The organism is Plantimonas leprariae (genome assembly GCF_008802405.1).
Classification (GTDB): Bacteria; Pseudomonadota; Alphaproteobacteria; order Rhizobiales; family Rhizobiaceae; genus Plantimonas; species Plantimonas leprariae.
The window spans coordinates 64,164-90,956 of record NZ_VZDO01000014.1; the positions used below are offsets into that span (position 1 = coordinate 64,164).

30 protein-coding genes and 2 tRNA genes are annotated in these 26,793 nt (G+C 67.1%); 10 read left to right on the forward strand and 22 right to left on the reverse strand.

Going from position 1 to position 26,793, the window contains the following annotated elements; all coding sequences use genetic code 11:
- Positions 1-33 precede the first annotated feature (33 nt).
- Positions 34-1,767, forward strand: coding sequence for a hypothetical protein (locus F6X38_RS16525; protein ID WP_150971530.1), 1,734 nt, complete (start codon positions 34-36; stop codon positions 1,765-1,767).
- A gap of 73 nt (positions 1,768-1,840) precedes the next feature.
- Here F6X38_RS16525 and rpoH read toward each other — a convergent pair whose 3' ends face one another.
- Together rpoH and F6X38_RS16535 are read right to left on the reverse strand one after the other, a co-directional pair.
- A complete protein-coding gene (gene rpoH, locus F6X38_RS16530) occupies positions 1,841-2,743 on the reverse strand; it encodes an RNA polymerase sigma factor RpoH (protein ID WP_150971532.1) in 903 nt (300 codons plus the stop codon).
- 211 nt (positions 2,744-2,954) lie between these two features.
- The gene (locus tag F6X38_RS16535; RefSeq protein ID WP_150971534.1) at positions 2,955-4,016 is read right to left on the reverse strand and encodes an RluA family pseudouridine synthase; all 1,062 of its coding nucleotides are present in this window, start codon (positions 4,014-4,016) and stop codon (positions 2,955-2,957) included.
- On the opposite strand from F6X38_RS16535, the gene F6X38_RS16540 reads away from it, so the two are divergent.
- Together F6X38_RS16540 and F6X38_RS16545 are read left to right on the forward strand one after the other, a co-directional pair.
- Positions 4,015-4,365, forward strand: coding sequence for a hypothetical protein (locus F6X38_RS16540; RefSeq protein WP_150971536.1), 351 nt, complete (start codon positions 4,015-4,017; stop codon positions 4,363-4,365). The genes F6X38_RS16535 and F6X38_RS16540 overlap by 2 nt on opposite strands.
- 109 nt (positions 4,366-4,474) lie before the next feature.
- A tRNA-Glu gene (locus F6X38_RS16545) sits at positions 4,475-4,549 on the forward strand.
- Between the two features lie 73 nt (positions 4,550-4,622).
- Here F6X38_RS16545 and F6X38_RS16550 read toward each other — a convergent pair.
- The 3 genes from F6X38_RS16550 to F6X38_RS16560 form a co-directional block, all read right to left on the reverse strand.
- A tRNA-Arg gene (locus F6X38_RS16550) sits at positions 4,623-4,698 on the reverse strand.
- Positions 4,699-4,734: 36 nt separating this feature from the next.
- Positions 4,735-5,127, reverse strand: coding sequence for a hypothetical protein (locus F6X38_RS16555; protein ID WP_210248892.1), 393 nt, complete (start codon positions 5,125-5,127; stop codon positions 4,735-4,737).
- Positions 5,128-5,173: 46 nt separating this feature from the next.
- Complete coding sequence (locus F6X38_RS16560; RefSeq protein WP_150971539.1) at positions 5,174-5,536, reverse strand: hypothetical protein; 363 nt, start codon at positions 5,534-5,536, stop codon at positions 5,174-5,176.
- A 109-nt stretch (positions 5,537-5,645) separates the two neighbouring features.
- On the opposite strand from F6X38_RS16560, the gene F6X38_RS16565 reads away from it, so the two are divergent.
- The gene (locus tag F6X38_RS16565) at positions 5,646-5,849 is read left to right on the forward strand and encodes a helix-turn-helix domain-containing protein (RefSeq protein ID WP_150971541.1); all 204 of its coding nucleotides are present in this window, start codon (positions 5,646-5,648) and stop codon (positions 5,847-5,849) included.
- Between the two features lie 19 nt (positions 5,850-5,868).
- Positions 5,869-6,216, forward strand: coding sequence for a hypothetical protein (locus F6X38_RS16570; RefSeq protein ID WP_150971543.1), 348 nt, complete (start codon positions 5,869-5,871; stop codon positions 6,214-6,216).
- 63 nt (positions 6,217-6,279) lie between these two features.
- On the opposite strand, the gene F6X38_RS16575 is transcribed toward F6X38_RS16570, so the two are convergent.
- Both F6X38_RS16575 and F6X38_RS23955 read right to left on the reverse strand, forming a co-directional pair.
- Positions 6,280-6,627, reverse strand: coding sequence for a hypothetical protein (locus tag F6X38_RS16575; protein ID WP_161992788.1), 348 nt, complete (start codon positions 6,625-6,627; stop codon positions 6,280-6,282).
- Entirely contained in the window at positions 6,624-7,931 is a 1,308-nt protein-coding gene (locus tag F6X38_RS23955) for a PAN domain-containing protein (RefSeq protein ID WP_246191391.1), read from the reverse strand. The genes F6X38_RS16575 and F6X38_RS23955 overlap by 4 nt, the downstream gene beginning before the upstream one ends.
- 186 nt (positions 7,932-8,117) lie before the next feature.
- Between F6X38_RS23955 and F6X38_RS16585 the strand changes: the two genes are divergently transcribed.
- The 3 genes from F6X38_RS16585 to F6X38_RS16595 all read left to right on the forward strand — a co-directional run bounded on the left by F6X38_RS16585 (position 8,118) and on the right by F6X38_RS16595 (position 10,861).
- Positions 8,118-8,750, forward strand: a complete 633-nt coding sequence (locus F6X38_RS16585) for a phosphatase PAP2 family protein (RefSeq protein WP_161992789.1) — start codon at positions 8,118-8,120, stop codon at positions 8,748-8,750.
- Positions 8,747-9,184 carry a hypothetical protein gene (locus F6X38_RS16590; protein ID WP_150971549.1) on the forward strand — a complete coding sequence of 146 codons (438 nt, stop codon included), beginning with the start codon at positions 8,747-8,749 and terminating at the stop codon, positions 9,182-9,184. The genes F6X38_RS16585 and F6X38_RS16590 overlap by 4 nt, the downstream gene beginning before the upstream one ends.
- Positions 9,185-9,472: 288 nt before the next feature.
- Complete coding sequence (locus F6X38_RS16595; RefSeq protein WP_161992790.1) at positions 9,473-10,861, forward strand: calcium-binding protein; 1,389 nt, start codon at positions 9,473-9,475, stop codon at positions 10,859-10,861.
- Between the two features lie 56 nt (positions 10,862-10,917).
- On the opposite strand, the gene F6X38_RS16600 is transcribed toward F6X38_RS16595, so the two are convergent.
- From F6X38_RS16600 to F6X38_RS16655, 12 genes are all read right to left on the reverse strand, one after another.
- On the reverse strand, positions 10,918-11,190 hold the full coding sequence (locus F6X38_RS16600; protein ID WP_150971553.1) for a DUF3572 family protein: 273 nt from the start codon (positions 11,188-11,190) through the stop codon (positions 10,918-10,920).
- Positions 11,084-11,896: an outer membrane protein gene (locus F6X38_RS16605; protein ID WP_150971555.1), complete on the reverse strand. Its 813-nt coding sequence runs from the start codon at positions 11,894-11,896 to the stop codon at positions 11,084-11,086. Before F6X38_RS16605 ends, F6X38_RS16600 begins: the two co-directional genes overlap by 107 nt.
- Before the next feature lie 260 nt (positions 11,897-12,156).
- Positions 12,157-12,753: a hypothetical protein gene (locus F6X38_RS16610; RefSeq protein ID WP_150971557.1), complete on the reverse strand. Its 597-nt coding sequence runs from the start codon at positions 12,751-12,753 to the stop codon at positions 12,157-12,159.
- On the reverse strand, positions 12,737-13,636 hold the full coding sequence (locus F6X38_RS16615; protein WP_150971559.1) for a hypothetical protein: 900 nt from the start codon (positions 13,634-13,636) through the stop codon (positions 12,737-12,739). Before F6X38_RS16615 ends, F6X38_RS16610 begins: the two co-directional genes overlap by 17 nt.
- Positions 13,637-13,750: 114 nt before the next feature.
- A complete protein-coding gene (locus F6X38_RS16620) occupies positions 13,751-14,434 on the reverse strand; it encodes a M15 family metallopeptidase (RefSeq protein ID WP_150971561.1) in 684 nt (227 codons plus the stop codon).
- On the reverse strand, positions 14,434-16,614 hold the full coding sequence (locus F6X38_RS16625) for a hypothetical protein (RefSeq protein WP_150971563.1): 2,181 nt from the start codon (positions 16,612-16,614) through the stop codon (positions 14,434-14,436). Before F6X38_RS16625 ends, F6X38_RS16620 begins: the two co-directional genes overlap by 1 nt.
- Positions 16,614-18,032 carry a hypothetical protein gene (locus F6X38_RS16630; RefSeq protein ID WP_150971565.1) on the reverse strand — a complete coding sequence of 473 codons (1,419 nt, stop codon included), beginning with the start codon at positions 18,030-18,032 and terminating at the stop codon, positions 16,614-16,616. The genes F6X38_RS16625 and F6X38_RS16630 overlap by 1 nt, the downstream gene beginning before the upstream one ends.
- Positions 18,032-18,763, reverse strand: a complete 732-nt coding sequence (locus F6X38_RS16635) for a hypothetical protein (RefSeq protein ID WP_150971567.1) — start codon at positions 18,761-18,763, stop codon at positions 18,032-18,034. The genes F6X38_RS16630 and F6X38_RS16635 overlap by 1 nt, the downstream gene beginning before the upstream one ends.
- A gap of 13 nt (positions 18,764-18,776) precedes the next feature.
- The gene (locus F6X38_RS16640) at positions 18,777-19,274 is read right to left on the reverse strand and encodes a hypothetical protein (protein WP_150971569.1); all 498 of its coding nucleotides are present in this window, start codon (positions 19,272-19,274) and stop codon (positions 18,777-18,779) included.
- A gap of 9 nt (positions 19,275-19,283) precedes the next feature.
- The gene (locus tag F6X38_RS16645) at positions 19,284-19,811 is read right to left on the reverse strand and encodes a hypothetical protein (protein WP_150971571.1); all 528 of its coding nucleotides are present in this window, start codon (positions 19,809-19,811) and stop codon (positions 19,284-19,286) included.
- Positions 19,812-20,042: 231 nt separating this feature from the next.
- Complete coding sequence (locus F6X38_RS16650) at positions 20,043-20,450, reverse strand: OsmC family protein (protein WP_150971573.1); 408 nt, start codon at positions 20,448-20,450, stop codon at positions 20,043-20,045.
- Between the two features lie 178 nt (positions 20,451-20,628).
- Entirely contained in the window at positions 20,629-20,772 is a 144-nt protein-coding gene (locus tag F6X38_RS16655) for a DUF1127 domain-containing protein (RefSeq protein ID WP_150971574.1), read from the reverse strand.
- Between the two features lie 294 nt (positions 20,773-21,066).
- Here F6X38_RS16655 and F6X38_RS16660 point away from each other — a divergent pair, with 294 nt between their 5' ends.
- Complete coding sequence (locus F6X38_RS16660) at positions 21,067-21,666, forward strand: recombinase family protein (protein WP_150971575.1); 600 nt, start codon at positions 21,067-21,069, stop codon at positions 21,664-21,666.
- 363 nt (positions 21,667-22,029) lie between these two features.
- Here the strand turns inward: F6X38_RS16660 and F6X38_RS16665 are convergent, their stop codons facing one another.
- The 3 genes from F6X38_RS16665 to F6X38_RS16675 form a co-directional block, all read right to left on the reverse strand.
- A complete protein-coding gene (locus F6X38_RS16665) occupies positions 22,030-22,773 on the reverse strand; it encodes an HNH endonuclease (RefSeq protein WP_150971576.1) in 744 nt (247 codons plus the stop codon).
- A gap of 13 nt (positions 22,774-22,786) precedes the next feature.
- Positions 22,787-25,522: a DUF3987 domain-containing protein gene (locus F6X38_RS16670; RefSeq protein WP_150971577.1), complete on the reverse strand. Its 2,736-nt coding sequence runs from the start codon at positions 25,520-25,522 to the stop codon at positions 22,787-22,789.
- Between the two features lie 84 nt (positions 25,523-25,606).
- On the reverse strand, positions 25,607-25,930 hold the full coding sequence (locus F6X38_RS16675; RefSeq protein ID WP_161992791.1) for a helix-turn-helix domain-containing protein: 324 nt from the start codon (positions 25,928-25,930) through the stop codon (positions 25,607-25,609).
- A 257-nt stretch (positions 25,931-26,187) separates the two neighbouring features.
- Here F6X38_RS16675 and F6X38_RS16680 point away from each other — a divergent pair, with 257 nt between their 5' ends.
- The gene (locus F6X38_RS16680) at positions 26,188-26,766 is read left to right on the forward strand and encodes an SHOCT domain-containing protein (protein WP_210248893.1); all 579 of its coding nucleotides are present in this window, start codon (positions 26,188-26,190) and stop codon (positions 26,764-26,766) included.
- Positions 26,767-26,793 lie beyond the last annotated feature (27 nt).

A 26,793-nucleotide genomic window follows, 5' to 3' on the forward strand; every position in this document is an offset into this window, starting at 1 on the left:
ATCGCCGCGCCTTGCGAAAGGTGACACCGATCCATGGCGGATTTGAGCGCGGTTCTGCGCAAGACGATCGACGGGCTGCCCAACGCGACGCCGGAGCTTCGCGCGCGCGTCTACGACAAAGCGCGGGCGGCGATCCTCCGGCAGATCGAGAACGCCAACCCGCCGCTGTCGGACGACGACGTCGCGGTGCGGCGCGACGCCCTGGAACGGGCGATCGAGGCGACGGAAGCGCATTACGCCGAGGGCGAGGGCGAGTCGGCCCAGCCGCCGACTCCGGAACCCGCGCCAGTCCCGTCCGCCGCCGCCGCCGCGGCCGCGCCGCAACGGCCTGCACCCCCCGCCGCCCCGGAAGCGCCAGCCGCGCGCCCGGCCTGGGCCCGCCGAAACGAGGAACAGCCGCCGCAGCCATCTCCCCCCCGCGAGGCGGAGGACGCGCCGCGCATGCCGCGGGCGGACGCGAACTTCGCCGCGCGTCCCGCCGCGGAGCGTGCGACGCCGCGGCCGCCGTCGGTGGAAGGCGGGCCGCGCCGGGCAATCCCCGACGGCGACCGGCGCGACGAGCGTTTCGAGCCCGCCGCGACGGAGCCGGAAGGCGGCTTCGACATTCCGGACGCCGACATCAGCGCGCCGCGCTATTCGGGCGGCGCCCGCCGCCCCCGCAAGAGCCGGGGCCCGCTGCTCGCCGGCGTCGCGGCGGTGATCGTCATCGCCGCGCTCGGCACGGGCGGCTACCTTTATCGCGACGAACTGGCTGGCATGCTCGGCTCGGGCGATGCGCAGACCGCCGGCAACGCCGCGCCGACGACGACGCCGAACGGCGCGGCGGGCAGCGGCGGCGGCACCACGCGCGGCGGCGACGTCGCCGCGCTGCCTCCGGCGACGAACGGCGGCGGGCAGAGTGCGACGCCGCCGGCCACCGGGACCGGCAATACCACGGAGCCATCGCCGAAGCGGCGGTTCACGCAGCGCCTGATGCCGGACGGCAGCGAAAGCGACGCGGGACCAGGACCGAGCAACGCCAACGCCTTCGACGAGGGCACCAACATCGCCGCGGCGACGCCGGAGCCGACGCAGATCGCGCCCCCGGCTGGCAGCCCGCCCGCGACGCCTCCGGCCGGCGGCGCGACGCCGCCCGCCGCGACCAACAATGGCGCGACACCGCCGCCGAGCCAGCCGACGCAGGCACCGCCGCCGTCGAACAACGCCGCCGTTCCCGCCGTCGCGCAGAAGGCGATGTTCTACGAGGAACGGACGGCGACGCTGCAGGGAACGCAGCAGACCGGCAGCGTCGTCTGGAGCAAGGTCAGCGAGCCGCCCGCCGAAGGCCAGCCGCCGGAGCCCGCGATCCGGGCCGTGGCGAGCGTGCCGGCCGAGAACTTCCGGATGACGATGACCATTCGGCGGAACCTCGATCCGACGCTGCCGGCGAGCCACGTCATCGAACTGCAGTTCGACGTGCCGCCCGGCTTCGCGGGGGGCCAGGTGGCGAACGTCCAGCGCCTCGCGCTCAAACCCAGCGAGGAAGCGCGCGGCGAGCCGCTGATCGGCGTCGCCGGCAAGATCTCGGACGGCTTCTTCATCATCGCCCTGAACAATCTCGACAAGGCGACCGAAACCAATCTCGGGCTGCTCGGGCGGCAGGAATGGATCGACATCCCGATCGCCTACGCGACGGGGCGCCGGGCGCTGATGTCGATCGAGAAGGGCGTGCCGGGCGACCGCGTCTTCAAGGAAACGCTCGACGCCTGGGCCGCGGCGAAGACCTGAACCGGACATGCGAACGGCCCCGCCTGGGGTGGCGGGGCCCCGTGTCTTTCCAAAAGCCGGGAAAGGCTGAAATTCAGGCGGCGACAGGCCGCAGAGCCCGGCGCGCCGCCTCAGCCGTATCCCGCACCGCCTTCTGCACCTTCTCGAAGGCGCGCACCTCGATCTGGCGCACGCGCTCGCGGCTGATGTCGAACTCGCCCGACAGCGCTTCTAGCGTCAGCGGCTCGTCGGACAGGCGGCGCGCCTCGAAGATGCGCCGCTCGCGATCGTTGAGGACGCCCATCGCCTTCGCCAGCATGCCGCGGCGCTGGTCGAGTTCATCCTGCTCGGCGATCAGCGTTTCCTGCGTGTCCGACTGGTCGACCAGCCAGTCCTGCCACTCGCCCGACTCGCCCTCCGTCGCGCGGATCGGCGCGTTCAGCGAGGCGTCGCCCGACAGGCGCCGGTTCATCGACACGACTTCTTCCTCTGAAACGCCCAGCGAGGTCGCGATCTGGCTCACCTGATCGGGGCGGAGGTCGCCGTCGTCGAGCGCCTGGATGCGGCTCTTCATCTTGCGCAGATTGAAGAACAGCCGCTTCTGGTTGGCGGTGGTCCCCATCTTCACGAGGCTCCACGAGCGCAGGATGTATTCCTGGATCGAGGCCTTGATCCACCACATCGCATAGGTCGCGAGGCGGAAGCCGCGGTCGGCATCGAAGCGCTTCACCGCCTGCATCAGGCCGACATTGCCTTCCGACACGACCTCGCCGATCGGCAGACCGTAGCCGCGATAACCCATCGCGATCTTCGCGACGAGCCGAAGGTGGCTGGTGACGAGCTTGTGCGCCGCCTGCCGGTCGTCGTGTTCGGCGTACCGCTTGGCAAGCATGTATTCTTCCTGCGGCTCCAGCATCGGAAAGCGGCGGATTTCCTCGAGATAGCGGCTGAGGCCGCCTTCGCCCGACGCGATGCTCGGCAGGTTTGCCTGGGCCATGATGCACCCTCCTTACATGGATTCGGCCGCCTCGTTCGAAGCCGGCCGCAGCAAGGGTCGCGAATACGCCCACCCCCGCGAAGCTTCAGATGGGCATCGCCCCGTCAAATTACGAGTGCCCTCGCGCCGTCGTTTCGTGAACGTGGCGTTCAACCGAATGCGTGCCGCCAGCTATGCGCCTTCCGGCTCAGGCGTGCACGTGAAGCTTTGTTCACCCGAGAAGCCCGAGCGCGGCGATAAGTTCCCGCATGTCGGCCGGCGGCGACGCCTCGAAGCGCATCCGCTCGCCGGTCACCGGGTGCTCGAAGGCGAGCAGCGCGGCGTGGAGCGCCTGCCGGCCGAAGGCCGTCACCACCTCGGCCGCCGCGCCCTGCAGCCGCCGCGCCTTGGTGCGGAAGGCCGCGCCGTAGAGGTCGTCACCGATCAACGGATGGCCGAGATGCGCCATGTGGACGCGGATCTGGTGGGTACGGCCGGTCTCCAGCACGCAGCGCACCAGCGACGCCTCGCCGCCGGGCGCGCGGGCCAGCACCTCGTAGCGGGTGAGGGCGTGCCTCGCGTCGGCTCTTGCGGGCGGCACGACCTGCCGCTTCGTCCGGTCGCTCGTCGAGCGGCCGAGGGGCGCGTCGATCGTTCCCGCCCGCCGGGCCGGCACGCCCCAGACCGCCGCGAGATAGGCGCGCTCCATGCGCCCGTCGCGGCCGTGCGCCGCGAACTGCGCCGAAAGGGAGCGGTGCGCTTGGTCGTTCTTCGCCGCCACCATGACGCCGCTCGTGTCCTTGTCGAGACGGTGGACGATGCCGGGGCGCTTCACGCCGCCGATGCCGGACAGCGAGGCGCCGCAATGGTGGAGGAGAGCGTTCACCAGGGTGCCGGTCCAGTTGCCGGCCCCCGGATGCACGACCAGCCCGGCCGGCTTGTCGATCACGATCACCGCCGCGTCCTCGAAAAGGACGCGGAGCGGGATCGCCTCCGGCTCGGGGGCCGGCTCGGCGGGCTCGGGCGCCGTGAACGAGACGACGTCGCCGCCCGCGACCTTGCGGTTCGCGGTCAGGGCGGTCCGCCCGTTCACCCCGACGCCGCCCGCCGCGATCACGGCCTGGATGCGGGAGCGCGACTCCGCGCCGCCGAGCGCTTCGGTCAGGAAGCGATCGAGCCGGGTGCCGGCCGCGTCCGGTGGAACGGCGAGGCGCCTTGCTTCCCCGCCTCCCGCCCCTGTAGGACCGGGCGCGATATCGTCGTCGTCTTCGGGGTCCGGCAGGTCAGCGTTCATGGGAAGAGGGGGATTCGACGAGGACGAGGAGAAGCCGCTGGATCCGGCAGCCGAGCGGTTGCGGCGCAAGATGATCCGGCTGCTCGCCGTTTCGATCGGCACGATGCTGGTCGCGGTTATGGCGGTGCTGGGAGCGGTTGTCTACAAGGTCGCCGGCCCGCGCCAGCCGACCGCGGCCACCGCCGCGACGCTCGACCTGCCGGCGGGCGCTTCGGTCGAGGACATGGCGCTCAGCGGCGGCGAGGCGCTGCTGCGGCTGCGGCTGCGCGAGGGGGAACGGGAGCGCCTCCTGCGCGTCGACATCGCGACGGGACGGGTCCTCGGAACGCTGGACCTGCGCCGCCCCTAGGTCGTGGCGCTTCCCGCTATGCCCGACGAACCGGGTATTTGAACCGGCTCCTCATGGATCGGCGCTTGCCAGCGCGGTTTCATGCGGCTATATCGGCCTCACTGGTTCTGCGCCCATCGTCTAGCGGTTAGGACGGCGCCCTCTCACGGCGCAAACAGGGGTTCGATTCCCCTTGGGCGTACCAGTCAAATCAGACACTTAGCAGTTAGTTCGGTTTGATCCCACACGAGCGTCCCACAGAACGGGACGGGCGGGAGTGGTGGCCCCGGCAGGACTCGAACCTGCGACCGTCGGCTTAGAAGGCCGGTGCTCCATCCGCTGAGCTACGGGGCCGAGGCGCGCCGACCGGGACCGACACGCTGGTTTCGTTCAGGCGAATGCGCCCTCCAACTTGCGGGACCCGTCGCCGAGGACTTGATCCACCGATGGGGAAGCCCGAAACGGCGTGCCTGGCGAATGCTGCGCGTGGTCGGCCTCTCGGGTGACGTCGCGCACGTGCACGAGGTTCGTCACGCTGATGCCGCGAGCGATCCCGTTGACCTCGTCCTCGTCCCAGAGGACGTAGACGATGAAGCCGACGCTCGGCGCGAAGCCGATGACGGTTCCCCGACCTCTGCAGTACCGCGACACGCCCATGGCGCCGGGGCCGAGAAGTTCGCCGGGGATCAAGCTGCGAGGACGCCGCCGTTTGCCGGACTCGCGGGGAGGTTCGCCGCCGAAGTTCTCGGTCCCGAGGTTGCGGAGAAGGCGAGCGGACATCATGACGCGATCCCCGTGCTCGAAGACCGCATTTTCGTCAGCGACCATCTCAGGCGCGTCCCGTCCGCAGGAACGCCAGCGCCGCCGCGACGAGCGCCTCCTGGAAGCCGCCGAACTCGTTCTCCAAGCTGTCGGCGGCGAGCCGCAGCGCGGCGATCGCGCCCTCGGCCGTGTAGATGGGCGGCGTGTGGTGCTTCAGCCGATCGTGCAGCCAGAAGAAATGAGCGCCGGCGCGCTCGTCGTCCTTGTCCTCGGACGCGTTGTAGGCGGCCCGCTCGGCCTCGTAGGCGCGGATGAGCGTCAGCATGGGATCCGCGGCGATGCGGGCGCGCTCTGCGGCGGGAGTGTCGATCAGGATGGATCTCGGGTCGGACATGGCTTCGCCGGTCGGCCCATTGGGGACGTTCTGCATGCTCGTATCCTTGCAACGATTTCGTAACTTGGATACGAATATGGAGAAGCAGGCGACATGTCAACAATTTTCATAACATGGTAACGATATGCTGCCGGTGCAGTGTAGGATGGCAAGAGCTGCGCTCGGGCTCGGCGTCCGCGAACTGGCGAAGGCGGCCGAGGTTTCACCCGATACGGTCGCGAGGCTTGAGCGGGGTGAGGAACTGAAGGAACGTACCGTCGCCGCGATCCAGGCGGCACTGGAGGCGGCCGGCGTCGAGTTCATTGCAGAGAACGGCGGCGGGGCCGGCGTCCGGCTGCGGAAGCCGTAGGGTCAGAGCGGACGGCGACATGGACACGACGGACGCAGCCTCGGAGAAGCACGCGACGCCCGCCCGGCGGCCGCGGAAATGGACCCGTCGGCGGCTTGCCGCGGCCGCCCGGCATTCTGTGGCCTACCGCGAGCGGCAGCGGGCGAAGGGCATGCCGACCGGATCGGACATCGACGCGATGATCGCGCGGGTGTTCGTCCAGAACATGATGCGGCACGAGGGCCTGCGGACCGGCGCCCGCGATCTGCCGAAGCTCTGCGAGCTCGTCGCCAGGCGGTTCGACATCGCGGAGGAGATGGAGGAAGAACTGGAGCGCCGCGTCGCGCTGCGCGTCGAACGGCTGCGCGCTGCGCATGCCACCGAATAGCTTTTCCCGACAACTGCACCCAAGCGGACGGCTCGCTATGGACTGTCGGCCACGATCGACGGATCAGTAGCCGCGCGCTCGCCGGTTGAAGGTCTCCACGGCCTCGTTGAATTCCGAAATCGCCTTCGTGTTCTCCTGCGCCGCCTCCTCGATCTGGCGGTTTGCCTCTTGGATCTTACGCTGTTCGTCCTCTGCTGCGCTTCTCTGGCACTCCGAGTAGCTTTCGACCTCCGATTTGTAGCTGTCCATCTGCCGCTTGCATCGCTCGAAGTCGTCTTCGTCGTCGAACGGGCCGTAGCGTGAAGCGCATGACGGCGCCGACGCTTCGCTACAGTAGGTGGACGCGACCGCCGGTGTGATGGCGCTGATCGCGAAGACGACGGTCAGCGTCTTCGCGCATCTCGAGATCAATTGAGGCTTACCGTGTTCGGGGCGAACGTCATCGGCGTCTTCGCGCCGCTGACGGCGCCTGTCATCACACGCGGCTGACCGACGCCGCTCTTCAACCAGCATTCCTTTTTCGGCTTGACGAAGGTGAAGGCGGCGCAGCGTCCTTCCTTGACGCAGGCCATGCGGCAGTCGAACTGCCTCTTGGCGCTGGCGAACGGCTTTCGCGACAGGTCGAAGCCGGGAATGTCGACGTCCTTGTATAGGTTGGTGTTCGGGTCGATCGCGCCGAAGTGCATCGTTTGTGGATCCGCCTCGGTGCGGGTCAGCAGCAGACCGGAGATCGCTGCCGAGTTGCCGTCGAGATCGCCCTGGCTGTTTTTCAGGAAGCAGTTCGGCCCGCGCCCGACCGGCGTCTTGACGTTGAACGTGAAGGCCCGGCACGATTTGTCGGAAAGGCACTGCATCGCGCAGGATGGGGCGTCCGACACGACGACGCTGGCAATGTCGCGGCCAAGGAAGTCGAGCCCGCCGTAGAGCGCCATGCGGTTCGGCCGACGCGCGTAGTCCTCGATCGCCGACAGCGTCTGGTTCGCCTCCTCGCTCGGCATCGCAGAAGGCAGCGGCGAGGGTGTGGCGGACGCGACGGCCGGCAGAGGGCTCGGCATGATCGGCGTCAGGGCCGGGACGGGGGCAGGCGTGGCCGCAACCTGCGGGGACGCCGGAGCCGGAACGATCGGCGTTGCTGCCGGCGGCGGATCGCCCGCCTTGTGGTTCAGGTGGTAGGCGGCGATTTCCTCCGTCGTGAACGCGTGCATGTTGTTCGCAGGCGTGCGGAACATCACCGTCAGCACCTCAACCGGCGTCTCGAAGCGGTTCAGGACGTCGATGATGTCGGAGATCGACAGCTGCGCACTGGTCAGGTCCGGAATGTCGGCTGAAATCTGGTGGACGCCCAACTTGCCATCGACCTGCCGCTCGGCGCCGGCGAAGTAGAGGAACGAGCAGGCCGACATGCATTCCGCACCAGCCGGGATGAATGTCGAAAGCTTGCGCTGGTGGATGTCGTCGGCGATCAGCAAACCGGCTGAGACGAGCCCACCAGGGCTGTTGAGCACCACGAGCTTGGCGTTCGGTGTGGCGAGCAGCGCCCGGCGGAAATCAAGCGCCGTCCCCTCCTCAATCCGCCCATTGAGTTCGATCGCCTCTGGCCGGTCGGTGTCGACGCGGAAGGGACCGAACGTCTTCATCGCAGCCCCGGCCGTTACGACGGAACAGAGCAGCAAGACAGTCGCAACGGCACAGTTCCAGAACGCACGACCAGCCATTGCCCGCCCTCCCGAATGTGGCGACTTCTTGGCAAAGCAACTTACGGGTGTCTGCGGGAAAAGGAAGAGCATGTTTGCGTCGCGCTGCTCTACCAGTACGGTTTATCTTCGCTCGCTTTAGGCGGCCGGCGTCGAGTTCATCGCCAAGAACGGTGGCGGCGCCGGCGTCAGCCTGCGGAGATTTTGATGTCGCATTCGAACGCCGAGCCCGACGATCTCGAGGATCTGGATCGACAGGTCGCCGAACGGGCGGCGCGGCGGCGACATCATCCCGTCATCCGTGCCCTCGGCTGGATCAGCGAGATTGCCGACCAGCCGCAGTTGGCCGCCGTCTGCGGCGTGACCGCGCTCGTCGGGATCGTCCGGGGCGATCGGCGTTTGGCCGGAACCAGTGTCCTGATGCTGGCGGGACATGGTCTGGCGACCTTCGCCAAAAGCATCCTGAAGCGCAGGATCAACCGCACCCGGCCGCATGTCGCCGTCGAGGAAGGGCGTTACGAGATGGGCCCTGGACGGAGCCAAAACAGCGACGACCAGTCCTTCCCGTCCGGGCATACCGCAAGTGCCGTAGCCGTGGCGGGGATCGTGTCGGTCCGCTATCCCGCCGCGGCGCTGCCGGCTTCGGCCCTCGCGGTGGCCGTGTCGGCAATCCAGGTGCCGCGCGGCAAGCACTACCCCGGCGATCTTGCCGCCGGCTTGGCGATCGGCATCGTCTCTGCTGGCCTCGCGCTTGCGCTCGGAAAGGCTGCTCGCACCAGCGTCGCGCTCGTCGCCAAGAACGGCGCCGGCGTGCGGCTACGGAATACTGGCAGCGAATGAGCGAAAACGCAGCCTCGATCCACCACATCCGCGAGGAGATGCGGTTTGAAGCCGACGTACTCAACGGCCGCATCAACGCGCTGATCAGCGCCGAAGCGTTTCTGACGATTGCCTTCACGATGGCCTTAGGCAATCCGGGCACCGGCCATGTTGCACTGATCCTGTCAGTAATCGGCTTTGTGCTCGCCGTCCTGTCCTGGCCGGGCGTGAATACGGGCATCAGGATCATCAACGAATGGAACACGCTGCTGATTGCGTCGCTCGAAGCTGCCCCGGAAGCGACCCGTTTGATGTGGCGCCCTTCGATCTTCAGCGAAGCCGCGGGACGTTCGGATCGCGCTCACCGCAGAGGAATGGTCTTCGCACGCTCCATGCCGATCGTATTCGCGCTGGCATGGTCGCTTTTCGCCGGCATCGCCGTCGTCAGGCTCTGAGCGGCCGGCTGCGACGTACTCGAGCTGATTTGAAACGGAGAGATACGGAGGATCAAAGCGAACCTTCGACCTACGCACAACCTGCGCGGATCGTGAAACAGCGGATCGCCGAGGCGAAGGATCCTGACTGCGTTCGGCAAGACACACCGTCTCAAGCCCGTCGCCGATAAGGTTACTGAGCACTTTCTTCTTGCCCGCCTCGGTTGAATATGGCTGAAGAGGGCAACGGCTGGTCCAGCGCGGTAGCTGCGCATGCGACGGTCGCTCAGTGCCAAGGGAGAGCATGACATGGTGACGCTGACGGTTGCGTCGAACTATTCGTTCGACACGGACGATGTCGACTTCAACGATCTGTATTGGGCCGACAGGTACACGTCTTCGCCGACGGTCTTTCGCGCTACCTACGATGACGGCAGCTTCTCCGAGCTGCGCGGCACCGGCTTCACCTACGATCAGTACGGCACACCGGTCGGCGGAACGATCAGCAGCTATCTCATCGGGGAGACCAACGGGGCACCGCTCGTCACCGTCACCGGTTTCAACGTGTCCGTCCAGGCATTGGTCCAGGTTGCCGAGACGTACTCGACGGACGACGACTACAGCCTGCTGGAAGCTGTCTTCTCCGGATCCGATCAACTGACCGGCGGAAACAACGACGATTACCTGCATGGTTTTGCCGGCAACGACGTCCTGCGCGGCAATGGCGGCGACGATGTCCTGCATGCCGGGTCGGGGAACGACATCGTCTACGGCAACACCGGAGCGGACTACCTCTTCGGTGAAGAAGGTAACGACATCCTCTTCGGTGGCACAGACGGCAACTATCTCGACGGTGGCGCCGGCAACGATACGGCGTCCTACGCCGATCTTGACGGGCTGGTTGTCGCCAACCTCAGCAACAATTGGGCGAACGCGGGGCTTGCCGCTGGCGACGAATTCACGTCGATCGAGAATTTGACTGGCAACCGTTTCAACGATACGCTGACCGGCGACAGCTTCGCCAACGTTCTCGATGGCGGCCGCGGGGTCGACCGTCTCATCGGCGGGGGCGGCAATGACACCTACCTCGTGGACGACATTCGTGACGTGGTGATCGAGGCGGTCGGAGGAGGCGGGGATACCGTCATTACCACCGTCAGCTATGGTCTCGGTTCCGGCCAGGAGATCGAAGCGCTGCAGGCGGCGGGCAGTGCCGACCTGAAGCTGAACGGCAACGAGGGCCGCAACTGGATCTACGGCAATGCCGGCAACAATTTCCTGGTCGGGCGCGACGGCAACGATACGCTGATCGGTGGAGCTGGCAACGATCGGCTGTTCGGTGGCAAGGGCGTCGATGTCCTCGATGGCGGCGCGGGCAAGGACATTTTCGTCTTCGCCGAGACGCCGGGCGCGGCAAACGCCGACAGGATCAAGAGCTTCGTGGCCACCGACGACACGATCTGGTTGTCCAAGGCGGTATTTGCGGCGGCCGGGCCGCTGGGGGCGCTGGCGGCGGACGCGTTCTACGCCAGCCTATCGGGCGTGGCGCACGACGCTTCCGACCACATCCTCTACTCCAGCCGGACGGGCGACCTTTCCTACGACGCCGATGGCAACGGCGCGGGCGCGGCGGTCGTCTTCGCCCATCTCGACCCGGGTTTGCGTCTGACGAACAACGACTTCGCCGTCATCGCTTAACCGAGACGCAGAAGCTGCCCGAGCCTGTCTATTGCAGACAGACTCGGGCGATCACATTAGCCTTGCGCCAGTGCGTCCCGCGCCCGTCCGATCTTGGCCGGATCCAGCCCGGCGGCACCGGCGAAGTCGATCAGGTCCGCTTCGTTCGCCAGCAGGAAGTCGAGCAGTCCGACGAAGAACGCCGGCTTGGTAGCCTCGGCCTGTCGCGACGGTAGGCGCTGCTCAGAAGCGGTAGCTGATCCCGACCTTCGCCTGATGCAAGCGCGTGTCGAACTTGGCGTCGGCCTCGGTTCCGTCTTCGAAGGTGAACTCGTAGCGCTTGCTGCCAAGGTCGGTGTAGTCGTATTCCCCCCGGACGATCAGATGTTCGGTGACGGCCATCGCAAGTCCGCCGCCGACCGTATAGCCAACGGCCGTGTCGGTGTCGCTGGCTTCGGCCGATGCGTCGGTCGGCAGCGTCGTGAGGTACTGGACGCCCGCTCGTCGGGTGACGGTCGAACTGGCGCTGTAGGAGGTCTCGACGCGGCCGACCGCCAATCCTCCGGTCGCGAACGGCATGAACGCGCCGAGTTCGTAGCCGAGCCGCGCCTTCAGCGCGCCGTGCTCCTTCAGGTCGTGCTCGAAGCGCTCTTGCAGCGTGACGGTATAGTCGGTCAGCACGCGGACTGGATTACCATTTGGCCGGATGATCCGGCCAACGGCCTCCACCGTCTGGCCGATACTCTCACCGGCAACGTTTTCGCTGCCGAGAAACCCCTGCAACTCACCCTCAAGGCCGAGATATACGCTTCCGAGCGACACGCCGTACCCGGCGTGAGCGCCAAGCAATCCGCCTGTCGTGTTCGGATCGCGACCGTCCGCCAAGCCGACATCCGAAGAGAACCGACTGTCGAAGAACCCGGCACCGCCTTGCACGCCGGCATAGAAGCCGGAGAAACGGGATTGATCGAACTGAGCTTCGATCGGGTCCGCCGCCCAAGCGATGTTGACGCCGGCAAACGAGAACGCCAGCGAAAGGATATGCCGCAACGCCATGATGGCCCCCTAGGAACGATCCCCTGTAGCAGTGAGCCGCTGCTGCCCGCTATGCTGGCAATGCCACAGCCCGATCGTATTCGGCCGGCACCGATCCTCTTCATACGCTGACGATGCGGCTGCGCGGCCTGGTCGCGATCGTCGAGGGCTGGCGCGGATCGCGCTGGCTGATGCTGACCGGGACGGCGCGCCGGATGATCGCAGATGGGTTCGCGGAATGATCAGCGAAAGCGAATAGGCTGTGACCAGTGTTAGTTGTATTAAGCCTTCCGTATCGACGATACATTCTGAGCTTGGTCTTTTCCTCTCTCTTCCAAATATAAAGCTTTATACCACACAATGTCGTGCATTAGCGTAACAGAACCAGTTGCTTGACGAATAGCGTAAATCGAGAAGAATATCGATGATGCGAAAGATACTTGGTGCATCCACATTGGAAATACCGTAATCAACGAGACGATCAAAGCTAAGCCGGTCGCAAGGACAGCTGCGATTTGAGAGGCGTGAATATAACCCACGTGAAAAAGGTAAACGTTTAGCATCTGATGCTTGCGCAGAAATTCATAAAATCCGGGGGCAAACATCGCATCGTAAATTCGCGAGAATGCTGACCAACTCAAAGCAAGCAACAACGCATCAAGGGCTAAGACGCCGCCGTACAACGTCGCCGTAACAGACGGTTCCGCGAGCACCTTGTCCTGAGATACCAGCGTGGCAGCGCAGGTAGAAATGCCGAGAATCAGCGCCAACCAGTAAGGTACGACCGCACGAGCGCCTTTCGTGGCGACGTCGTCTCGAAGCGCTTCGAACCACAATTCCAGCAGTGAGGGACGACTTCTGTTAGGGTTCGTCGCCATAAAACTCGATGAGCGCTTTCGCTACCTCGTTGGCCTCCAGATCGAACGTACGCTGCGGCTCGACCGAGACACGCAAAACTTGCGGATCTGCTTGGCGCTGTTGGATTTTTTTCCTATCGTCCGAATATGGTGATTTGACGATAGCGGCTTCAAGGCCTCCTTCGGTGACGCCGCGTAGCCCGTATGTTCCGTAACCGCTGTCAGCCAAGCCGACTGCCTCGGTGATGTAACCTTCATCGAGACGCATCGATGAGCCTTCTTTCGGAACTGCATAGCCCGAAAGTTTTCCAATTCGTTCGTTTTCCAGCAGTTCGCTCAACTTGCGTCCAGGATCGCTGGGATGAGGATTGAATGGCCGTATCGTGAAGTCGAACCGTTTGAGGTCCCATGTCTTGAGCGCCCGTTGCCGGTCCTGCGGGCTAGCAGCTGGTCGCACAGATACGTCACCGCCATCCACCGCCTTGCGAAACACGCTCTTGAACCTCGCAATACCGGCTCTGGCGCCAATGAATGGATCGCCGCTGCGGTCACAGACACCAAGGACCCCAAGTTCCGGCAGTGCCACAAACGGCGCATAACGAATGCCGTCGCCTTCCTCGATGCGAACATCAACCTCGTCGTCTGCATCGTTGTAGTTCGCGATGGTGCGCTGCGTAATCTGGTACCCGACAGCCCAAGTGAGGAGGAAATGATTGTTGAGCTGCCGGTGCTTCGCACGCATCGCAAACGTGTGGCCTTCGTCTTCGTCGGCATCCGGCTGGCGATGGGTCACCATTTGCCCGCGGATTTCTGCAAGCGCGTCGTGCTGCTCTGAACCGCTTAGCGGCATCTCATTGATTGTCAGATCATACCGGCAGAAAAGATAAGGGATCGTACGCGCCATAATTCCTCCGCGGCAGGCGACGGAATTGATGCATACGGAAGGGGATAGTCAATCACTCCAACCCTCTCAGGTTGTTTCATGCACTGCCGTTGCAGTCTCAAAACTTCGCTCGGGTCATCGGTAGACCCCGAACGGCCCGCCGCCGAACAGCGCGGCCCGCCGTTCCCGATCCGCGGCTTCGCGCTGGTCCTGTTCTTGCCTGTAGCGCTGACGCGCCTGCATCTGGCCGGCGAGGAGATCGCCGAACGACGGGGCCGGATCGATCGGCACGGTGCGGACGGGCGTCTGCCCGACGACGTCGCCGAACACGGCCGGCGCGGGGCCCTGCGGAGTGAACCGGTTCGCCAGCGGCTCGGGCGACGTCAGGGCTGCCGACGGGGTCGACACCGTCGAGGGTGCGCCCTTGCCGCCTCGGGCGCCGGCGAGCTCGACGTGCCAGGGCTCGTAGCTCATCGGGAACGACAGGCCGTAGGCGCCGGCGTTCTGATGCACCCAGTCGCGCGCGGCGGCCGAGGCCTTGTCCAGCCGCAGCCCCGACGCGGACAGGTCGGCCGCGTCGCCGTGGTTGTGCCGCGAGCCGCCCGGGCGCGCCACCATGCGCCCGCTCTTGTCCGAGGCTTCCCAGAGCTGACGCTGCCGCTCGACGGAGCGGTAGCCGGACCCGACCTGCAGCCCGAGCTCGGGCGGCGCCGCGATGAACATGCGCTCGAGCGCCTCGCGGAACTCCGGCCGCATACCGGTGAAGCTGTCCGGGCGCGTCGCGCCGCCGACGGCGTAGCGGGACCAGTCGAACGCCATCAGCGGCCCGCCCCCGCGTAGGCCAGCGCCCCGCCGGAGAGGATCGCGCGCATCATCCCTTCCGTCGCCGCGCCGCGGTTCGCCGCGGTCTGCCGCCGCTGCCCGTAGCGCATGATAGCGTCGATCAGCTCGTCGCGCCGCGCGCCCTGGCGCGAGACGGCATCGCCGAACTCGCCGCGCATCTCCTCGGCCGAGCGGACGGCGCGGCCGTCCATGACGCTGTCCGCCAAGCGAGCGAACGTGCGCTTCGTGTCGCCCCAAAGGCCGCTTGCCGGATCGAACGCGGCGCGCGCCGCACCCTTCTGCCCGTTGTACTCGCCGGCCCGCTCCAGGCGCCGCGCCGAGGCGCTGTTGCCGGTGATCGCCTGCCGGCTGTTGGCGAAGCGCGTCTCGGCGCCGAGCTGGTCAAGGAACTGCGCGGCGCGCTCGTCGTCGCCGAGCACCAGCCCGAGCTTCTCGCGGTTCCAGCCCGTCTCGAACTTCGCCCGGGCCGCGCCGGCGTCGTTCCGCGCCGTCCCCATGATCTCGGACAGCTGGTCGCGCGCGCCCATCGCGAAGGCGTCGCGCTCGTCCTCTGTCATGCCGGCAAGGCGCTGGCGTAGCTGGTCGGGCCGCGTCGCGTTGTCGAACACGTCCTGCCCGAGGCTGAGCGCGTCGCGGACGCGCGTCGGGCCGGCGAAGAGACGTCGTGCCTCGGCATAGCGTGGGTTGGCGCCGTCGAGCGCGTCCAGGAACGAGCGCTGCACGGCGTTGATCGCCCGGCCGCGCGTGTCGAGCTGCAGCCGACCCGTGGTCGGGTCGCGATACGCCTCGATGATGTTGTCGAGGCCCTGCTTGGCGGCGTGGAGCGTGCGCATGTTCGGCACGCCGGTGACGATCGGCTCGCCGGCCTCGTTCGTACCGGTGATCGCGAAGTCGAGCGGGTTCCAAGGCTCGTTCGCCGCCAGCGCGTCGAGGCGCTGGATCTCGACGCCCTCGCGCAATCCCTTGCGGATGACCGGGTCGTCGATGAACTGCTGCAGCCGGTCGTTCCATTCGATCGGCGTGCCGAGCGCGTCGCGATAGGCCGGGCCCGCTTCGGCGGTGCGGCGGGCGATCAGGTCGTCGACCGTCTCGGCCATGTTCGCTTGCGGCCCGAGTGCCTCGTCGGCGGCATCGGTGATCCGCTGCGACGCGCCGGCCGCGCGTTCGCGCAGCCGATCGCGGATCGTCCGGTTGCCGGCGCCCGGCGCGTTGGCGACGGCTTCCGCGCCGCCGGAAAGGTTGTCGCCAGCGTCGAGCAGCATCGCGTTCGGCCCTAGGCGCTGCGCTTCGGCGCGCGCGGCTTCGGGCGTCAGGGCGTCGCGCTCAAGCTCGCGGCCGAGCTGGTCCGCGGTGCGCCGGCCGATGCCGACCGACGGCAGGATCTCACGCGCCGCCCGTGACGTGCCGTAGGCTCGCACGCCCGCGCCGACCGCGGCGCCCGCCAGCGGCACAGCGCCGCCGACCGCCGCGCCGATGCCGCCATTGGCGATCAGATCCTCGATGCGACCGGAGAAGCCGCTGCCGCCGCCGAAGCCGGAGGCAGCGCCGCCGGCGGCACCCGCCGCAGCGCCGCGTAGCGCGTTGACGGCGAGGCCCGCACCGGACGCGAAGACGCGCGGCGCGGCCGCAGCGCCCGTCGCGAAGCCGCCGGCGATCTCGCTGGCAAGGCTCGTCACGGGCGCCTCGGCGCGGCGGCGGTCGAGTTCCTGACGCTGGAACTCCTGTCCGTAGTCGTAGGCATCGCGGAACGAGCCGCCGGTCGCCGCGCTGCCGGCGCCGAAGATCGCCGAGATGATTTCGTCGCCGTAGTTCAGGCTCTGTCCCTGCGTGAACGGCTGCCCGGCCCGAGCGACGTCGCCGAGCGGGCCGGCAGTCGCGCCGCGCGCCTTCAACGCCTGCATCTCGACGGCCTCGTCGCGCGAGCCGGCCGGCGCGGTGCGCGCGACGCTGATCTCGGGATGGTCGGCGACGAACGACTTGCCGTCCAATCCGTGGATGATCGCGCCGGGCGGCGGGGCGGAAAGCGGGAAGTCGTCGTAGGCCGGTGCGACGCTCGCGGCGACGGGCGCGGCCGGCGCGACGAAGTCCGCCCACGGATCGACCTTCGGGCGCGCCGCGGGCGTGGGGTTCAGGAAGTCGGCCCAGGGATCGGCCATCACGGCACCTTTCCGATGCGCCCGTCGGGCAGTTGAATCGCCGTGCCGGACGGCAGGCGGCGGGCTTCCTCGGGCGAGGCGACGCGCACCGGGGCGGCCGACGCTGCCGCGGCGGGCCGCGCGGTCGCGCCCGCGCCGGTCTCGACGCCGCCGCCGTTGCCGGCCGCCTGGCGCAGCGAGGCGAAGGCGTCGGGCAGGTTCTGCAGCGCGGTCATGCCCTCGGCGCGGGTGATCTCGCCGTTGACGACCGACGTGGCGATGCGGGCCTGCTCCTCTCGCGCCTGGGCGAGGCCGCGCAGCGTGTCGGAGACGATGCGCCGGCCCTCCGGCGTCTGGCTGAGACTCGGCAGGCTCTGCTTGAAGAGGTTGACGTCGCGATCGGACGCGGCGCCCGGCATGCCCTGGCGCGCCGCCGGCACCAGCCGCGCGATGATCGCGTTCGCCGCCTCGACGTTCGAGGCGTTCGGCCCGAGCTTGATCCCGTAGCCGCTGGCGATCGACTGCAGCCCGCCGAGCATGCCGCCGGGCAGGTCGCGGGTCTGCTCGTCGAGCCGGTCGAGAAGGGCGCGATCGTTGCGCGCGTCGACGCCGTCGGTGGCGAGATCGATGAACAACCCGGCCTGCTTCTCGCCGATCGTCTTGTCGAACGCCCCTTCGCCCCCGCCGTTGTTGAACACCGCGGACGGCGACTTCGGCGCGGGCTGCGCGCCGGTTCGGATCGCGGCGCCGGGCGACATGAACGTCGGCTTCCCGCCCGGCCCCAATGCCTCGACGGGCGCTTTGTCACCCGTGATCGCGTCGATTAGGTCCTGATCCGTGAGAAGGCCGCGGCCGCGTAGATCCTGGCGCTCGGCGCCCTTTACTTCCGTCTCGGACATCGGCGAGCGTCGCCCTTCGGCGGCCGGCAGATCGCCGCCGGGACCGCCGAACAGCGTCATGAGCTGCGAGGGTACGGCAGGCCGAACCTGATCCTTGCCGAGTGGCCCGAAGAAGCCGGCGAGGCTCGACAGCTTCGTCTGACCGATGGCGCGCTCGTTGTCGGCTTGGTTCGTCGCGAGCGCCCGTTCGTTGTCGGCCGCGTTGTTCGCCGCGCTGGTGCGGGCGCCGACGTCCACGCCGTAGCGCCGATCGCTGGATTCCATGTCCTGGCCGCGGCGCGTCGTGGCGTCGCCCATGTCGACCGCATGATAGCTCTGCGTCGGCAGGAACGTGCCCGAGGCGACGCCGAACTGATCAATTAACGCCGGCGTCGCGCCCTTCGCCGTCATCCGCGCATAGGCGTCGGCCTTGCGGGCCGCCTCGGCTCGCATGGCGTTGGCACGTGCCCATCCAGCCGCCTCGTCGCCCGACGGCGGCGCGAACAGCTTCATCAGGTTGTCCACGCCCTGCTGGAAACCGGGATTCGAGTAGACGGGCATCAGTTTCCTCCGAACAGCGGGCCGAGGCGGAACTCCATGTTCTCGCGCGGAATGGTGTTCTTCCCGACCTTCCGCGCATAGGCCCACGGATCGGCTGCGGTGCCGACGTCCTTGGCGACCCAATTGCCGCCGGCGCCGGAAAGCCCCGCCGTGATGCCGATCTGCCCGGCCGCGCCGAGCAGATCGCCGAAGAGGCGGGCGCCGGCGCCCTTCTGGGAAGCGGCCTCGAGCTCATACGGGAGCACGCCGGACGATCCTTGCATGAAACCGCCGATCTGTCCGATCTGGCCGGCGTCACGTGCCTGCTTGCGGCTGACGTCGCCGAGGACGTCGCCGAAGGCCCGCATGTGCCCGAGCGCCGTGCCCTGCCGATCGGTGAACGCCTTGGCCGCCCCGCGCTGTTTCGCGTCTTCCTGGACCGTGATGTTCGAGGACGACACGGGGAGCGACGACGCGGCGTTCGCGTCCTGCCCAAGCGGCGAGGCCGACTGCCCGGTGAAGTAGTCCGCGAGCTCCTTGCCGCGTGCATCTTCTTGCGCTCCGAAGTCCTGATAGCGGTCCTGGCTCTGCGTGTTGATGGCGTTCGCTTCCTGCTGCAGCGCGCCCTGACGGCGCGTTTCTGCGGCGAGCGCATGGTCGCGCGCCTTCGCCGCCTTCGACGCGCCGACGGCGTTGGCCGCGTAGGAAGCGCCCGTGAGGGCGACGCCGGCAAGCGTTATGGGGTCACACATGGCGCCGGCCCTCCTAGTTCAGCAGCGCGCCGGGCGGCGCGGCGTCGGGATGGTCCGGCTCGACCTGCGCGGCGATCTCAGCGAGCGTGGCGCTTTCGATCTCGTTCGCCAGCACCGTGACGCTGGCGCCACGGCCGCGCAGCAGCGCGTCGGGGATGGCCTCGAGCTCGGCCCACGGGCGACCGATCATGCCGGCGGACGCGACGGCGGCCGTCATGCCGGCGTCGATCCGGGCCGCGGAGATGGAACCGCCGAAGTCGCGGTGCAGGGCGGCGCGGTGCCGCTCGATCAGCTCCGCGAGACGCTGCCCGTCGGCGGGAGGGAGGCGTTCCAGATCGTAGCGGAAGGAGATCGTCACGATGTCGCGCAGGAGGAGAGGCAGCGCGCGGCCCAGGCCCTCGGCGTCCAGCGTCTCGGCGAAGGACGTGGCGGCGTCGCGGACCCGCGCGGTTTGCCACTCGATCGCGGAAGCGAACTGCTTCGGGGGCAAGAAGATCGTCTGCGCGAACATGGTTGGCCTCTACTGGCGGATGGCGTGGGTGCCGTCGTCGGCGACGGCCCGGCGGATGGCGATGTCGCGACGGAACGGCTCGCCGCGGCGGGCGATCGCCCGGCGGCGCAGATCGGCGTCGAGAACGTCCGCGATCAGCAGCCCGTGGTCGAGGCAGTCGGCGACGACGGCGGTGGTCGTGCGCTCGCGGTTCTGCGCCGGAGTGAAGCCGAACAGCGAGGCGAGGTTCAGCGCGGCCGTCATGCCGAGCATAACGCTTTCGGGTTGCACGCCGGCGCGGGCCTCGTCGATCACGGTGTTCATGGCGCCGCAGATCGCAGCGACGACCGCGTCGGCGCCGTTCGGCTCCGCTTCGCCGGTGATCAGGCACGGCGCCTGCGCCAGGGCGCGAAGGCCGAGCACTGCGGCGGGAACGGCGTCGGGGCCGGGAATTGCGGCGCGCGCGAAATGGCCGGCGACATCGCGCAGGGCTGCGGCCAGCGGCGACGGCGTGGCGGCCTGCGGTTCAAGAGCGTCGAAAGTCGATTTCGTCTGCATCGCAGACGATGCTACAAATCACAGCCAGAATGTCAACTGGATTTCAGTCAAGTTTCATGTATTTCCGGCAAAGAGTTGCCATTCACAAGTATTGTATGTCGTTTGTAGTACGGTTCGATTTTCAGGCGGCAAATTTATACGAGAGCTCAGGGCGATTTCCAGGAACGCGTCCGGACTGGGTGCCGGGGCCCGGGTCCGGGGTCCGGCCGGATAGCGGCCGCGCCCCGGCGTCTACGTCGACGAGCGGATTTCGACAGGGACGCCCTTCGGCAGCGAGTTCGCGACCATGCACGTCGCCTTGGCTTGATCGACGATCGTCGCAGGGTCGGAGCCGTCCAGCGTCTCGCATGACACCGTCATCGTGGCGCCGGTCGCCAGCAGCGGCTCGCCGTCGAGCTCGACCGTCACGCTAACCGCGATCCTGCCGAGGCGGACGCCGGCCGCGTGTGCGGTGTAGCGCAGGTCGTTGCAGAAGCAGCCGCCGATCGCGAGGGCGAGAAGCTGCGCGCCGTTGAAGCCGAGCCCCATGCCGCCGGCTTTGCCTTCGGGCCGGTCCACGACGATCGTGTGGCCGCCGGCCCAGCCGAGCGCCGCTTCGGTGCCCTCGACGTTCCGCAGTTCGACCGTCATCGCGACCATGCAGCAACCTCCAACGGATGGCTGCCGGTAGCCTACGCGATACGATCGGAACGCAAAACGCCCGCCGGGGGAGGACCGGCGGGCGCTGCATGTGGCCTAGCGGCTGGGAGGAGGATGCCGCCGGCCTGTCCGCGTCGGTCCTGGGAGGATGATGGACCGAGGCGAAGCTGGAAAGCTGTTAGCGGATCGACTGGCGGGCAACCGTCGGGATCTCGGAGCGGGCGATGCCGAGATCGGCAAGCTCGCGGTTCGACAGGCGGTCGAGCTCGTTCACGGTCGAGCGGTAGGAGCGGTAGCTGCGGAGGGCGCGGGTGATGTTCATCGTCTTGTCCTTGGGTTCGAACCGCTCGTCGGTGGCGGCGTGTTCTTCGTTCTTTCGACAACAGGAATGTAATCGGCCGCCCCGCCGCGCAGTAGCGCGGAGTTCGCACAGGAGCCGTGCAACCCTCCGATATCTCGCTGGCGCGCGGCAGCCATGCGTTGCTGCGGCGTTCCGCAGGGCTTGCTCCAGCGGGCCGTTCCACGGAGCATCTATTGTCGTTCCACAAAAATCGTTGTTGACTTCTGGAACGCATCCGCTCTAACGTTATAGACATCATTGGAACGGATGGACGTCATGTTGATCGGCTACGCCCGCACATCGACCTTGGAACAGGAAGCCGGGCTTGAGGCGCAGATCCGCGACCTGTCGGCGCTCGGCTGCGAACAGATCTTCTCCGAGCAGGTCTCGTCGATCGCCAGGCGGGAGCAGCTCGAGGCGGCGCTGACGTTCGCCCGCAAGGGCGACACGTTGGTCGTCACGAAGCTCGACCGCCTCGCCCGCTCGGTCCTGCACATGGCCGAGATCGCCGGCCGCCTGGATGCGAAGGGCGTAGCGCTGCGCGTGATCTCGATGGGTGGCGGCGAAGGCGGGCTCGACACGTCGACCGCGACGGGCCGCCTGATGCTGAACGTCGTGATGTCGGTCGCGCAGTTCGAGCGCGAGATGATGCTGGAGCGCCAGCGCGAGGGAATCGCCAAGGCGAAGTCGCTCGGCCGGTACACCGGCCGCAAGCCGACCGCGATGGCCCAGGCCGAGAAGGTGAAGGCGCTGGCCGCGAAGGGCTTGTCGATGGGGCAGATCGCTGCCGAGGTCGGAATCGGCAAAGGCAGCGTGCACCGGATCCTGACGGGAAAGCCGAAGGCGCTCGCAGCGGTCGAAAGCGCCGCAGCCTAGACCGCGATCCCGCGTGGTCGGTCGTGGCACATGGGCTGCCGCTGCGGGCGGCTCGGCAGCGCGATGATTTCGCCGCGCATGTGTCTCGGGGCGCCCTGGGGGTGCCCCCTAGTAGGCAAATCTGCGCAGTAACCCGAATTGCACTAGTAAAAACAATGGCTTGGCTCAACTAGGTTTCAGCCAATTCCTTGCGGCTGCTTCAAATGGCGGGACAGATTGTCCCAAACCAAGGTTTCGCGTCGCCGTGCGGACAAATCTACGGCGCGCGGACATACAGGGGAAAACGACACGAGTCGGGATGAAAGTTCAATCAGAACAATCTGTTATGTCGAATGCAGTCGATGTATTCTCTGCCTGACGCCGTCAGGCCGCCCGATCATTCGAAGACGCAGCGATCAGCGCTTCCCGCGCTGCATAGGCGCGCTGGAATGCTGCCCCGGCTTCTTCCTCGGACTGAAACGCACCAAGATACTTCTGCCGGCCGCTGATCGTGATGGCGGACCACCAGATCCCGCGACGATCATCCCGGTAGGCACCCGTGGCGTACTTTCCCACACGCGGGATTGCCAGCGTCAAGTCGCGTGCCGTGACGGCCTCAAGGTTCGCGATGCTGATGTCCGTCCGGTCGCCGTTTCGGAAACGCAACAGCGTTCGGGGCGGTTGCCCGTAATGCAATGCCCAAACGACGCGATCGGCTTCAAGGTAGTGCGCCACGCCATCGATGGTGATGCAGCTACGCCGCGGCTTCACGCCCTTGTAGCTGCAGGTGAATGCGGGCTTGCCGGCGAACCTTGCATTCCAGGCACGAGCGCTTTCCTCGCTCAAGAAGTGCGACGCCGGCCGCTGCTTCCAAGTCAACCGCCCGGTCAGCGGATCGTAGTCAAGGCAGGAACGAAGGAACTCGACGTCCGGCAGGTCGACTAGGAACGCTTTCTGCCTGCTTTGCCCCTTGCGGACATTGCGGCATGTGCGCGCGCGAAGACTAGGTCCGATCGTATGGGTAGTAGGAGGGGGGTCGAAGGCAAACTCTATCTCGTGCGCGCATGCCGCAATGTCCGCAGAATGCGTGCCGGGACATCCTGTCTTTTGCTGGTTTTCCGTCCGCATTGTCCGCAAATCCCTAATCGAACGCCGATTCTAGTTGTTGATCGCTGGCTGCCAGCGATTGGCCGTTCGCCCATCGCCTCGCCTCACGTGCGGCCTGCAGGCGCTGCTGGCTTTCTTCCCGGGCCGCCCGCACGCGCTTCGCATGTTCGGGGAAGAGTGCGTGGATCGTCGGGTTGATGTCCCAGATGTCCTTGTCGCTCGGATCCTTCCGGGGGCGTGCCTTGACCCAGTTCGCCGTCTCGAGATCCAGCATCGCGGCGATCAGCTTCTTGTGGCCGCGCATGCCGCGGAAGCTCTTCTGCGCGTCGTAGATCTTCCGCTTGTCGACGTGTGAGAGTTCGGGATGCGCTAGAAGGAACTCGGCGATCCATTCGGCCTCCGAAGCGATGTCGCTCCGGCCGACGTACTCGCGGTAGAATTCGAGGCTGTGCCGCATCAGGAAGGCTGCGAAGGTGATCGCCCTCTCGACCGTCGCGACCGACACGACGTCTCTGACGTCGACCCCGCCGGACCGTTCCACCTGTTCGATGCAATGGAAGGTCAGGATCAACCGGGCGACGAACTTGCCGTATTTCTCGACGTGCCCCTGCAGCGTCGGACTCGTGCCGAAAAGCCATTTCAGCGACCGGAGGCGCTCGAGGCCTGCTTCCCTCAGACGGGCCGCCTCGGGGCTCAATCTGATCGTGGCGCCGCGGTCGTGCTCCATTGTCGCGAGGCCTCGCACGACGCGCGCGTACCGCTGGCAAGCGGCGGCGTCCGGCGCCTCGTCCAGGCCGGTGCGCTCGCGCCGGTCGTGCACGACGAAGAGGAAGCGCTGTAGGAAGCCGTCGCCGGCCAAGCCGTTGGCGAGCTCGCCGATCTTGTCGGGCTGGCTGCTGGCGACGATGCCGAGAAGCGCGCTCTCAGCGTAGAGCGTTCCGCCGCCGACCCGGTCCATCATCGCGTCGCCGCCGTCGAAGAAGCGCAGCATCAGTGCCCGGTCGCCGTCGCCGGAGCGTTTGTAGGCGCCGATGTTGCCGAGGGCCCCGACGAGCTCGTCCGTCGTGTTCAGGAGGCCGCGCGGGTTGTCGGCGAAGATCCGCAGCGCCTTCTCGCTCGTGTAGTTGTCGATCACGATGCGGCGGAACGTCGGCTCCGGTCCTGGATCGACGGCGTCCTTCTTTCGGCGCCGGAAAGCCTCGGCCGCTTTCGACCAGTCGTCGTGCAGCGGCTTCCAGAGCTTCCGGTTGGCCGTCTCGAGATCACGAAGCGGCTTCGACGCCTCGCTGATGATCGCGGACTTCGTCGAGCCGGGCGGCGCAATCAGCGTGACCCAAAGGCTGGCGGGTTCGGTCCAGCCGGTATCGAACTGTCGGACCTGCAGGCGAATCGAGTTGCCGATCGCCGATGCCGCGACGGCGATCGCCGAGGCGGCCGCGAAGGCTTCGCTGACGCCCTTGCGACGCGCTTCGGTCCGCACCCAAGCAGCGATCGACGCGGGAAGGGCGTCGGCGGGCGGAGTGCCGAGCTCGGCCGGATCGCCGTGGCCGAAGATGTCGATGACCTCGGACAGGCGGGGCGTCGGGTCGGTCTTGCCATTGACCGGTTCGGTAGCAGCAGCTCGAACGGCTATCGCTTCGTCGAACCAGCGAGCCACAAGCCGCCCGGCTGCAGCCTCTCGGCCCGCTTCGCCGCCATGATCGCGCGACTTGTCGAAGATCCACGCCGCACCGATCTCGTGCGGGCTGCGGAACGAAGCCCATTCCTTGTCCCAGACGTCCGGATCGTAGTCGCCGCCCTCCCAGCGCTCGCCCCATTCGTGGAACATCTCGCGGCCGGCGTCGGGATCGTTCGCGCTGGCGGCGTGGAGCGCCATGCCGACGCGGATCATGTCGGCCCGGCGTGGGAACAGCGCCGTTGTGTTCGGTAGAGCCCGCATCGCCTTCTCGAGCTCTGCGACGTCGCCGACGAGATCGGCCTGCGCGACGACCTCGGCGCTGCGTGTCGTCGCCCCAAGCGGCGGCACCGCGGCGCGCAGATCTTCGGGATCGTAGGACCGGGCCGTTGGATGCGTGATGCGCGCCAAGCGCGGAATCCGGCCCTTCGCGATCTTCTCCGCAGTCGGGACGTTCAGCGTGCCGGGAAGCCGCATGATGCGGTCGATGTTCTGGACGGCGTCGCCGCCTAGCTCCCTCGCTAGGCCGCGCCCTTGCGCTTCGGCCCATGCGATATACTCGGCCGGATCAAGCTTGCGGCTGAGCCGCCAGACGAACTGCGCGCCGCCCCCCGTGTCGATCGTGACGGTCGGCGCCCAGTCAGCACACTGCAGAACTTCTGCCTTCGCGGCGATCTCGCGCCGCTCGTCGTCGAGCGGCTTCGCGCCACGCGGGTCCACGTCGGCGACGATGGCGCGGAGTGCGGCGATGTCGCGTTTCGTCAGCTTGTCGTCGGGTGCGCCGGCCGCCGGCTCGTTGACGCTGTAGTAGATGTTCCAGCGCCCGGCGCGCTCTTCGATCCAGTCGCTGATCGCGTTCCAGTCGTTCGGCTCGAACGTCCTACCTACGACGCGCTTCGTTTCCGGGTGAATGGCGACGAGGTTGTGCCGGCCGTTCGCGTCGAGCGTTTCGAGAAACGAGATCGCCGCATCGGACGCGAAACCCTCGGCTGTTGCGGGGACCTCAACGATCTTAGGGACGCTGGCGACGAAATATCGATCGCGAACGACCGCCCACGGATTGTTAGTGTCAAGCGAAGACGCTATATTTCCCACGAGAAAGCATCCCGACGGCGTTTCCGGTGTCTGCCAAGATCCCCGGGGCGCCGTTTTCTTTTGGAGAGAACGGAAGGGCGGAGCTCAGTCGGCCCAGGCAGCGCGGGAACGCTCGGCCCGGGCGGCGACGGCCTTCCCGTTCCGATCCGACGGCGTCCACGCCTCGGCCCCGTCCAGCGCCGCGGCGAGGCTGGACGTCTCGGCCATCGTGCGGCCGGCGAATTTCCGAAGCTTGAGCTTGCCGCGCTGCGCCATGAGGTAGAGCGACGCCTGCGAGACGCCGGCGATGCCGGCTGCCTCCTGCATCGTCAAAAGCGGGCGCTCCCGCCACGGGACGGCGGACGAGTTGTGGGAAGGCGCCGAGGACGTGTCGGCGGACTGGGTCTGGGCTGCGGTTCGGGTCGACATGACGAAATCCTGAGAGGCGAGCGCGCCGAAGCGATCACGCAAGGTGTCATCGTTAGATCATCGGCCCTCCAGCCCTCCGTTTTCCCAGTTCTCGATTGGAATATGCTTCGCTGCGTCGTCTGCGTCAAGCGATACCCTTAATTTTTATTTTAGATCGCAAGTTGTACCACAAACGACATACAAACGTTGCTTGCCGGTTGGCGGTAACGAGGGCGGCGATATCGTCTGGATCGCGGACTTCGCCATGACCTGGCATGATGACGGAAACGAAGCAGGAGCCCGACATGCCCGATCCGCAGTTCTCCGCCGAGGAGATGGAAAAGGTCCGCCATATCGCGGAGCGGCATGGGTTCGGCGAGGACGCCGGCCGCGTCATGGCGCTGGCGATCGCCGCTGGCGGCGGCTCGATGGCGCAGTTCAACCACCCCGAACTCGGCGGCATGGGGCAGTGGACGCGCGGCGGCATGCTGATGATCGGTGCGATGTTCGACGACGCGCTGAAGGCGCGCGTCCGGGCGCTCGCCGATGCACTGGCCGATGCGACGACAACAGGTGATTTGCCTGATCGCCCCGCCGGCGAATCCTCCGCTACCCGCGGCGACTGGTGGCCGAGCGAACTCGGGCGGCCGGCGTCGAGCGGCGCGCAGGACGGTTGCCGCTATGCCGTGTTCCCGAACCTGCGGCGCCTGGCTGTCGAGCGGGACGGGCGAACGAGCGTCTACGACACGGGCGACCATCGGATCGGCGGCGCCTCGCAGCAGCAAGGCTCCGGATCAGATCTGAGTTTTACCGGTCAGTACGGTACTGTGCGGCTCGAAGATCTCCCGATCGTTTGAGCGTCTGACGTCGGGCCACTGCGGCTC